The sequence below is a fragment of the uncultured Bifidobacterium sp. genome, from assembly GCF_963540075.1.
Classification (GTDB): domain Bacteria; phylum Actinomycetota; class Actinomycetes; order Actinomycetales; family Bifidobacteriaceae; genus Bifidobacterium.
Genome location: NZ_CAUTOG010000048.1, coordinates 1 through 9,597, shown reverse-complemented (window position 1 = coordinate 9,597; position 9,597 = coordinate 1). Strand labels below are relative to the sequence as shown.

Annotated in this window: 7 protein-coding genes and 1 tRNA gene; 3 read left to right on the top strand and 5 right to left on the bottom strand. The window is 67.2% G+C overall.

Annotated features, from left to right (window positions below; genetic code table 11):
• Positions 1-34 precede the first annotated feature (34 nt).
• Both menA and lysS read right to left on the bottom strand, forming a co-directional pair.
• Positions 35-1,198, bottom strand: a complete 1,164-nt coding sequence (gene menA / locus RWX87_RS05885) for a 1,4-dihydroxy-2-naphthoate octaprenyltransferase (RefSeq protein ID WP_314688573.1) — start codon at positions 1,196-1,198, stop codon at positions 35-37.
• A 17-nt stretch (positions 1,199-1,215) separates the two neighbouring features.
• Positions 1,216-2,817: a lysine--tRNA ligase gene (lysS, locus tag RWX87_RS05880; protein WP_399552324.1), complete on the bottom strand. Its 1,602-nt coding sequence runs from the start codon at positions 2,815-2,817 to the stop codon at positions 1,216-1,218.
• A 198-nt stretch (positions 2,818-3,015) separates the two neighbouring features.
• On the opposite strand from lysS, the gene RWX87_RS05875 reads away from it, so the two are divergent.
• The 3 genes from RWX87_RS05875 (at position 3,016) to RWX87_RS05865 (ending at position 6,585) form a co-directional block, all read left to right on the top strand.
• Positions 3,016-3,089: transfer RNA gene (locus RWX87_RS05875), tRNA-Pro, on the top strand.
• Between the two features lie 386 nt (positions 3,090-3,475).
• The gene (locus RWX87_RS05870) at positions 3,476-5,827 is read left to right on the top strand and encodes a DUF4037 domain-containing protein (RefSeq protein WP_399552323.1); all 2,352 of its coding nucleotides are present in this window, start codon (positions 3,476-3,478) and stop codon (positions 5,825-5,827) included.
• Entirely contained in the window at positions 5,824-6,585 is a 762-nt protein-coding gene (locus tag RWX87_RS05865) for a DUF4125 family protein (RefSeq protein WP_314688569.1), read from the top strand. The genes RWX87_RS05870 and RWX87_RS05865 overlap by 4 nt, the downstream gene beginning before the upstream one ends.
• 140 nt (positions 6,586-6,725) lie before the next feature.
• On the opposite strand, the gene RWX87_RS05860 is transcribed toward RWX87_RS05865, so the two are convergent.
• Genes RWX87_RS05860 through RWX87_RS05850 form a run of 3 tightly spaced genes read right to left on the bottom strand, consistent with a single transcriptional unit; the run spans position 6,726 to position 9,589 of the window.
• Positions 6,726-7,376: an HAD family phosphatase gene (locus RWX87_RS05860; protein WP_314688567.1), complete on the bottom strand. Its 651-nt coding sequence runs from the start codon at positions 7,374-7,376 to the stop codon at positions 6,726-6,728.
• A complete protein-coding gene (locus RWX87_RS05855; protein ID WP_314688565.1) occupies positions 7,357-8,166 on the bottom strand; it encodes a GntR family transcriptional regulator in 810 nt (269 codons plus the stop codon). Before RWX87_RS05855 ends, RWX87_RS05860 begins: the two co-directional genes overlap by 20 nt.
• A 58-nt stretch (positions 8,167-8,224) precedes the next feature.
• Positions 8,225-9,589 carry an aspartate aminotransferase family protein gene (locus RWX87_RS05850; RefSeq protein ID WP_399552322.1) on the bottom strand — a complete coding sequence of 455 codons (1,365 nt, stop codon included), beginning with the start codon at positions 9,587-9,589 and terminating at the stop codon, positions 8,225-8,227.
• Between the last annotated feature and the right edge of the window lie 8 nt (positions 9,590-9,597).

The window sequence follows — 9,597 nt, the reverse complement described above, 5'->3', positions numbered from 1 at the left end:
CGACCCGCCAGACAGTCCCGCCATGCCCGTCCCGTCAGGCCATCGCCACCGCCGTCAGGGACACCACGATGCAGGAGAGGACCGCGACGGCCGAACACAGCCGGAGGGCCGGGCGCCAGTGCCGTCCCCGCACCGTAATGGCCGCCGCGATGCCGGCTACCGCCAGCATCACGGCACAGGCCACGACCGTCCATGTCAGGGGAACCGACGGACCGGACGGAAGACATGAGCGCAGACCGTCTGACGTGACGCCGCAGTCCGTCTCGCCCATGCGCGACCAAGGCTGAAGTGACCACAGGAAAAGAACAGGCGACACGACGGCCACCGCCATGGACAGGGAGAACAGCCGCGTGCCTCGCCGACGGCCCAGATGCACCATCAGGGTGCGCTTCCCGGCCTCGGCATCGGATGGCAGGTCCCGCAGGTTGTTGACCATCATCAGGCAGGCCGAGCAGCAGCCCGGGACCAGCGACATGATGACCGAGGACGGGTCCAGTCCCGCGACGGAGCCCAGACCGCCCATCAGCGCCCACTGCGTGCCCACGCAGGCCACGGGACCGAAGAAAAGGAAGGCCATGGCCTCCCCCCAGCCGCGATATCCGTAGGGGTTCCTGCCACCCGTGTAGGCCCATGCGGCGAGGGCGGACAGCGCCCCGACGACGAGCAGGAGCACATGTCCGGTCAGGACCACCACGGCGAGGCCCGACGCGGCGGCAATGACGAGCGCGACGACACCCGCCTTCAGGACGCTGCGCGGTCGGATCCCGGAGGCAACCAGACGCGAAGGGGCGACGGCGCGCGTGGAGCCGTCGGATCCGCTTCCCACGCCGCCCACAGCCTCGACGACCCCGCCACCAGCCGCAGCGATGCCGTTGCGACCTTCATCGACTCCTCGCACGCCGTCGAAGTAGTCGTTGAGATAGTTCGCCGCGACCTGCAGGGCCAGGGACGCGACCAGGCACAAGGCCGCCACGGCAAGGAACCACGCCGGCGAGGTCACGCACACGCCCTGTCCTGAGGCGAGCCCCGTCCGAGGCCGACCGCCGGCGATCGGACAGGCCGCATGGGCCATGGCCCCTCCCCACACGCCCTTCATGACACGGTTCCAAGACGCAGCCGCGCCGATGACCACAGGGGACGCCCCCATGGCCAGCGTCCAGGGGCGCGCTCCGCGGACCCACTCCCCTACGCTCGTCATGGCGTGCGTCGATCCGTCTATCGGCCGAGTGGCTTGACCAGAGGGAAGGTGATGGTCTCGCGAATGGTGGCGCCCGTCAGGGCGATGAGCAGACGATCGATGCCCATGCCCATGCCGCCCGCAGGAGGCATCCCCACGCCAAGGGCCTCCAGGAAGTCCTCGTCGATGTCGGAGGCCTCCTCATCGCCGGCCATGGCGTCACGGGCCTGAGCAAGGAAACGCTCCCTCTGCACAACGGGGTCGTTCAGCTCGGAGTATCCCGTCGCGAGCTCGAAGCCACGGACGTAGAGGTCCCATTTCTCGACCACGCCCGGCTTGGAGCGGTGCGACTTGACCAGAGGCGAGGTCTCGACGGGGAAGTCCCGCACGAACGTGGGCTCGTAGAGCTTGTCCTCGTAGAAGTGCTCCCAGAGATGTTCGACGAGCTTGCCGTGGTTCTCCACCTCGTCGCGCTCCACGCCGAGCCCGTCCGCGATGGCTCCGAGATGAGCGACGCTCGTGTCGGGGGTGATCTCCTCCCCCAGCGCCTCGGACAGCGACTCGTACATGCTGATCTGGCGCCATTCGCCACCGAAATCGTAGGTGGTGCCGTCGAGCAGCGTGACGGTGGTGGAGCCGAACACGTCGGTCGCCGTGCGCTGGACGAGTTCCTTGACGAGCTTGCCGATGGTGTCGTAGGTGCCATAGGCCTCGTAGGCCTCAACCATCGTGAACTCCGGGGCGTGCGTGGCGTCGGCGCCCTCGTTGCGGAAGTCCCGGTTGATCTCGAACACCCTGTCGATGCCCCCGACGAGGCAGCGCTTGAGGAACAACTCGGGGGCGATGCGCAGGAAGAGGTCGATGTCGAAGGCGTTCATATGCGTGGTGAAGGGCCGGGCCGCAGCGCCACCATGGATGGTCTGGAGCATGGGCGTCTCCACCTCGAGGAAGTCGTGCCCGTCGAAGGTGCGACGCAGGCTGGCCACGGCCTTCGATCGGTTGCGCACCATGTCACGCACGCGGTGGTCGGCGATCATGCCGAGATAGGGCTTCCGCGTCCTCGTGTCCTCGTTAAGCTCCTTGTGCAGGGCGGGGAGAGGCTGCAGCGCCTTGGCCGCGATGGTCCATTCGGTGGCGAAGACGGACAGCTCGCCGGTGCGCGACGAGACCACCCGTCCACGCAGAAAGAGATGGTCACCGAGGTCGACCAGCCGCTTGAAGCGCTTCAGCGAATCGGCACCGATCTCCCTCTTGGACACCATGCCCTGAAGGGTGGTGCCGTCCCCGGCGGACAGCTGGACGAAGCACAGGCCTCCGGCGTTGCGCAGGAACATGACGCGTCCGGCGACGCCCACCATGTCCTCGGTCTCCTCTCCCGGCTGGAGACGATCGTCATAGCGACGCCGAACCTCGGGAATGGTGTCCGTGACGTCGACATGGACCGGATACGGCGGGATGCCCTCCCTGAGCATCATCGCGCGCTTGGCGACCCTGATCTGCGTCTGCTCCGGATGGGCCGCGGGGCCGAACTCGGCGTTCGACGGGTCGATGGCATCCTCGGGCGCCGCACCCTCGCCGATCCTCGCCGCTATGGCCCTGTCCTGGTCAAGCAGAAGACGCGCATGCTCCACGGTGGTCATCGAATCCGATGGCTTCCCGGCCGCGTCCCGCTCCTCCTCGCCGACGTCTGAATCGCTCATGTCGCTCATGTCGCACCAGTGTATCGGGGCGGGGATACACGGCCGCGAAAGACCGCGGAACCGGCATGAGGCCTCGGCCATCGACACGCAGACGGGCGTTGTCCCGGGCGCGGCGGTATCATATCCTTCGTTGTCGGACGGGCTGTAGCGCAGCTTGGTAGCGCGCTTCGTTCGGGACGAAGAGGCCGCGAGTTCAAATCTCGCCAGCCCGACAATGACGGGGAGAATGGCGGAATATCGCCATTCTCCCCTTCTTCATACCGATGCATGCCGGCAGGATCGTATCGTATCGTGAATCGTTTGGATCATTGGCCATGGGCGCCGGCACACACACCCCCACGCCTATCCACGGCGTCGAAGACACCGCGTTGGCGCCTCCCGGGGAGACCCGGAATAAGCGGCGCCACGACGGTGCTCCCTCCTTCCTCCCATCCGCCTCGATAGGGCCATACTGGAAGCACATCGGCGCCGCGGCCGAAAGGCGGACGGATACGATGCGGCGGAACGGATGGACGCAGGGAGGCGAGGCATGGACGACGCGAGCGGGAACGACCGGGACGAACGCATCGACGACGGCCCTCTGGAGGCACTCCTGGGCATGGTCCGCGGCCGGACCGCGGAACCCTCTGACGCGGAACGGGAAGCTTCGCCCCAGGACGGACTGCAGCAGCCCGTGATCTTCGACGCGACCGGGTTCCTTGCCGGTCTCGACGCCCTGTACGCCTCTCACGAGGCGGCCACTAAGGCGGAACCCTATCTGCTGCAGGCCATGACCGACGCCGAGAACGCCAGGAACGACGCCGGACTGCTCACCGTGCTCAACGAGACGATGGGCTTCTATCGTTCGCATGGCCGGCATGAGGACAACCAGTGGATCATCCAGCGCGCCCTCGAACTCGGACTGCGTATGGGGATCCAGAACAGCGAGGCCTGGACGACCACTCTCATCAACGCGGCCACGGGGATGCGCGCCGCAGGGCGGGCGGAACAGGCGGAGGACCTCTATCATCAGGCCCTCGAATCGGCGGCATCCACGCTGAAGCCGACGGACCGGCGCCTCGCGGCCCTCCACAACAACCTCTCGATGCTCTATTCGGACACGGGGCGTCCGGACAAGGCCATCGACGAGCTATCGCAGGCGCTGACGATCCTCGAGACGTCAAGCTCCGATCCCGACTCGGACCCCGACGTCGCCTCCACCCATGCGAATCTCGCCCTGGCCCTGCTGGAACGCGCGCGATCCGCCGGACGGAGCCCCGACCCGGCCTTGCGCGGGCGCGATCCGGCGGACGCGACGCTTGACGGCGGCGGCGGGAAACTCGCCCCGAGTCACGCACGCGACGTCGAGACCGCCTCTGCGCATGCCGAGAAGGCGCTGGGGATCTTCCGCCACGGACATCTCGAACACAGCGCCCACTTCGCCGCCATCCTCGCCTCCTACGCCCAGACCAGACTGGCCACGGAACGTCCGGCCGAAGCCGTGGAGGCCTATCGCCGGGCCCTTGCGGTCATCGACGAATGCTACGGAAAGGACACCGACTACCACCGCATCACCGAAGCGAACCTGCAGGAGGCCGAAAGGGCCGCCACGACCGCTCCGGACACGGACGGAACGCGAAAGCGCAAGGCCGTCATCCCCGACCGGGATGACAGGGCCGATGCCTCTGACGGCATGGACGGCGACCGCTCCGATCCTCGGACGAATCCCCGCACGCACCGGCCCCTGCGCCGAAGCATCTCCTCCGTGCGTGGTTCCGAAACGTCCATGAGCAGTCCGCGGGTCCGCGGGGCGCTCGCCCCCGGTGCCGCCGCGATGCCGCCGGATTCGCGCGAGACGGCAAGAGACATCACCGGCATGGAGCTGTCCCGGCGGTTCTGGACGACCTACGGCCGGCCGATGCTGGAACGACGTCATCCGCGGTATGTGAGCCGCATCGCGGCCGGACTCGTCGGGCACGGATCCGAATGCTACGGCTTCGATGACCGGCTCTCCCAGGACCACGACTTCGGACCAGGGTTCTGCCTGTGGCTCACGGACGAGGACTACGCCGCCATCGGCGATGAGCTGCAGAGGGACTACGACGCTCTGCCGGCGACCTTCCTCGGCTTCGGACCGAGAACGACGACGCCCAGGGCCTCGGGCACCGGACGTCGAGTCGGGGTCTTCCCCATCGGCGGATTCTTCGAATCCCTCACCGGATTCCGCCACGCCCCCGGGCAGGACGCCCCGCATGAGTGGCTGCTCCTCGACGAGGCCACCCTGGCGGCGGCGACGAACGGCAGGGTGTTCGCCGACCCTCTCGGGGCCTTCCTGTCGACGCGGCAGGGGTTCACCTTCATGCCCGAGGACGTGAGGCTGTCCCTGATCTCCCGGCGGCTGGGCATGGCGGCGCAGGCGGGACAGTACAACCTGCCACGCATGCTCGGCCGGGACGATGGTGCGGCCGCCTGCCTATGCCTCGAGGAGTTCGTCTCGGCGGTCATGTCGCTGGTGTTCCTCATCAACGGTCCCGTCACCGTGGGATATCTGCCCTACTACAAATGGCGCTTCGCGGCGCTCCGGCGTCTGTCCCGCCGACCGGCCGCGCGCCTGGCCGACGTCGGCGCACGACTGGAGGACATCCTGCGGCTGTCTTCGGCGGCCTGCTTCGGCGGCGAAGGTTTGGGGGAAGGGGGCGGAGGGTCGACGCCCGCCATCGACCGGATCCGACGCAGCATCGAGGGCGTCTGCGCCGAAATCGTCCGCGAGCTGCGCCGAGATGGCCTCACCGACAGCGACGAGACCTTCCTCGAATGGCAGCGCCCCTACGTCGAGGAGCATATCGTCTCGGATGCGGCATGCCTGCACAGCCTAACCACGGCATCGGAGACGGGGAACGGCAAGGCCGATGGCGGGCCATCGCCGGCGGACCCGGCGAGGCCGAATCAGGCGGGAAGGGCGGACGCATGACGGACGGGACAAAGACGGCGACCGCTCGCGGAAAGGCGACGGAGGGGAAGGCGGCGAACGGAACGCCAGCCGGCACCGCAAAGGACGCAGCGGCATGCGCATCTGCGGCATCCGGGAAGGACGAGGAACGCGGGCGACTCATCGAGGACGTCATCGCACGGGAATGGCACCAATTCCAGGACACCGACAACGAGGGCGGACGGGCCGCCTGCCAGGGCGACTGGCCGACATTCCATGCCATGCGGCTCAGCCAGTTCGCGCCCTGGCCGGTCCCGCTGCTCGCCAGCTACCTGAGCGACCTCGAGGACGCCGACCGGACGGGCCGCAACCTGGTCGCCGAGAAGTACGCGCGGATGATGGAATCCACCGACCCTCCCGCCTGGGCGGAGCGCATCGCGGGCCGCATCCCCCGCATCAACGCCGAGCGCCAGACGCTTCAGGAGCGCATCATCGCGCGGCAGGTGTCTTGGGCGGCGGACTTTCGCAGGCGGTATCCGCGGCTGGGCCGGGGGATGCGGCGTCTGAGGTCGTCGGAGGACGCCCCCGACGCCACGTCCTTCGAAACCTATCTTCGCGGCGAGCTGGGGACGTGGTCGGACAGAACCCTCCACCTGTACGCCACGTACGTCGATGATCTGGCGGCACGGAGGCGGAACCTCACCCGGGACACCATCGAGATAACGGTACGATTGGCGGGATTCGGTTCGCTCGACGAGGCCGAGGCGGCGCAGAAGTCGTCCAGCGAAGACCGAAGGTAGCGGCGGATTCCGGGGGAACGTCGCGGATGGGCGCAGTGCCGGGATTCGGGCGTCACGAGGAAGGATGACGAGGAGGAGAAGACGGCGGACAGGACGAAGACGGCCGCAGCGATCAGAGAACCGCATCGACCCTCTGAGGCTCAGACCACGGGAGATCCAAGAAGACGGCGCCTGAGCGACGGTTCCCCCTCGAAGCGGATGCCCGTCATGCCAAGCCTTCTCGCCGTCTCGACGTTCTCGAATCGGTCGTCGACGAACGCCGTCGACGTCGGATCCAGATCCCACCTGTCCAGGGCGCGACGGTAGATTCGCGGATCGGGCTTGAGGATCCCCTCCTCCGAGGAGATCAGGACGTCCCCCAGACGACCAAGCGCGGGGAACATCCCACGAGCCGCGCTCACGGCTCGAGTGGTGAAGTTCGTCAGCCCCCACAGACGCAGTCCACGGGCCCGGCAGTCCTCAAGCAGGGCCTCCATGCCCGGGATCATGCCGGCGAAGGCCCTGTCCTGACGCTCGAGATACACCCGCAACACCCAGGCGACCGCGGGGCCATGATGTCGGCCGTAGTCCTCGAGCACCCGCTCCTCGCTCCATCCGGAGTCGAGCAGCGCGTCGTAATGGTCGAATCCCCAGGGGTCTCCCGGATCCATGACCATGTCGATAACCCCTGAGGGATACTGTCCCTCAAGAGTGAGGCGGGGCCGCCAGTCGAGCAGCACCCCGCAGAAGTCGAACACCACGTCCGTGACGAGACCCGTCATGCCCTCCACGCTAACGACGGGCCTCGTCATGACCCGACACTCCTGCACCCGACGTGGCGGACAGGCGGACGTAACCGGAATGATGCATGGTGAAGCGCATCCGCGAGGCGACGTAGACGTCGGTCGCCTTCTCGAAGGGTCGACCTGATGACGCATCCCGCGCGATGCGGCGAATCCGCATCAGCGGCGTTCCAGGCGGAACGCGCAGAAGGTCGGATTCGGTGGCGTCGGAGACCACCGGTTCCAGCGTCTCGTCGACGAGCCCGGGACGAACCCCGTAGTCCTCCTCGAAGATGGCGTAGAAGGGATCGGTGAGATCGCGCGTGAGGAACATCGGGAACATGGCGGCAGGAAGATGGGTGATCTCCAGGGACAGAGGCGTGCCGTCGATCTCTCGGAGACGTGACACCGCGTACACCGTGCGTCCATGTTCAGGAAGCTCAAGAAGCCGGACGTCGGATTGCGAGGCACCCGTCAGCACGGCGGAAAGCACCCGCGAGAAAAGCGTGAACCCCTGCCGCCGAGCGATCACGGGCAGGGATTCCACGGTGTTGATGTTGCGCTCGAGACGACCGTCGGAGACCGTCACGCCACCCGCCCTGCCGATTCTGCGGACGATCTCCCTGTCCGCCTCGAGATCGGCGAGCGCCTCCCGGAGGGCGGCCCTGGTGACGCCGAGGACTCGCGCCAGCTCACGCTCGGATCCAAGCCTTTCACCAGGGCGATATTCCCCGCTTGCGATGATCCCCCGGAGCCTGCACGCGATGAGCCGCCGCATCTCACCCTCCCGGCTTCGGCCTCCTCTGGCTTCGCCAGGCATCGCAGATCCTCCTTCCATGCCGTGACGCGCATTCGGACGAATCGGCATGGGTCCCAAACTACAGGGACAGGGTTTCGAGAGTCCTCCCGAACGCCCGCATGAACCAGTCGACGTCGTCCTCGCTGAAGACCAGCGGCGGACGGAGCTTGAGGATGTTGCCGTAGCGGCCGCACACCGACGTGAGGACGTGATTGTCCCGGAGCGTCTCGAGGATGTCGAGCGCCGCACCCTGGTCGGGTTGGTCGGTCCCGGGCCTGACGATCTCGCAGCCGATGTACAGACCCGCCCCGCGGACGTCGCCGATGCAGGGGTGGTCCGGCTTGAGGCCCGTGACGGCATCCTTGAAGACCCTCCCCACCCGCTTCGCGTTGCCCATGGTGTCCTCGTCGCGCATGACGTCGAGGACGGCCTGCGCGGCCGCCATGCATACCGGGTTTCCCCCGAAGGTGTTGAAATAGGGGATCGAACCCGCGAAGGGTTCGAGGACCTCGTGACGCGCGGCCATCAGGGACGTGGGAAGACCGTTCGCCATGGGCTTGCCGGAGGTGACGAGGTCGGGCACGATACCCTGCCTTTCGAAGCCCCAGAAGGCGTCGCCGGTCCTGGTGAAACCGGGCTGGACCTCGTCCGCGATCCACACGCCGCCGAGCTCGTGGACGGCGGCGATGACGGGCCTGAGGTATCCGACGGGGTCGGGATACACGCCGTCCGAGGAGAAGATGGAGTCGGCCAGGAAGGCCGCGAACCTGATGCCATGCCGTCTCATGTCCGCGACGGCCTTTCGCACCTCGTCCGCCATCCATCCGCCAAACTCCTCCGCGGTGCACTGCGAGGCGGGTTTCCCATCGACGACGACCCGATAGGTGTCGGGCGTGGGGATCATTCTCATCGTCAGCCCGAGCGTCTGCGCCGTGCCGAGGGCGGGCGAGAGCTTCGACGTCAGGGCCGAGTTGCCGTGATAGGCCTCATGGGTGACGATGACCCCCTCGCCGCCGGTGTAGGCCTGGGCGACCCGCACGGCAAGGTCATTGGCCTCCGAACCCGTGCACTGGAACATGATCCGGTCGATCTCGTCGGGCATGGTGGTGAGGATATCCTCCGCGTAATGGAGGATGTTCTCATGCAGGTACCGGGTGTGCGTGTTGAGCTCGGAGGCCTGCCTGGTCATCGCCTCCACGACGCGGGGATGGCAGTGGCCCACCGAGGCGACGTTGTTGTAGACGTCGAGGTACTCGACGCCGTCGGCGTCCCACAGGCGCGAGCCGCGTCCGCGCACCAGATGCACCGGATCGCGGTAGAAGAGCCGATAGGCCGGCCCCAGAACCTCACGCTCCTGGGTAAGCCTTCTGGTTTCGGGGTCCAGATTCGCGGCCATCTCCGGCCGGAAGCTGTTGGTGTCCATGATCGTCGAACGTGTTGCCATGATTCCTT

What these genes read in the sequence shown, in the direction of transcription:
- menA (WP_314688573.1), bottom strand. Translation starts at nt 1,198, where the DNA reads ATGACGAGCGTAGGGGAGTGGGTCCGCGGAGCGCGCCCCTGGACGCTG.
- lysS (WP_399552324.1), bottom strand. Translation starts at nt 2,817, where the DNA reads ATGACCACCGTGGAGCATGCGCGTCTTCTGCTTGACCAGGACAGGGCC.
- RWX87_RS05870 (WP_399552323.1), top strand. Translation starts at nt 3,476, where the DNA reads ATGGTCCGCGGCCGGACCGCGGAACCCTCTGACGCGGAACGGGAAGCT.
- RWX87_RS05865 (WP_314688569.1), top strand. Translation starts at nt 5,824, where the DNA reads ATGACGGACGGGACAAAGACGGCGACCGCTCGCGGAAAGGCGACGGAG.
- RWX87_RS05860 (WP_314688567.1), bottom strand. Translation starts at nt 7,376, where the DNA reads ATGACGAGGCCCGTCGTTAGCGTGGAGGGCATGACGGGTCTCGTCACG.
- RWX87_RS05855 (WP_314688565.1), bottom strand. Translation starts at nt 8,166, where the DNA reads ATGCCTGGCGAAGCCAGAGGAGGCCGAAGCCGGGAGGGTGAGATGCGG.
- RWX87_RS05850 (WP_399552322.1), bottom strand. Translation starts at nt 9,589, where the DNA reads ATGGCAACACGTTCGACGATCATGGACACCAACAGCTTCCGGCCGGAG.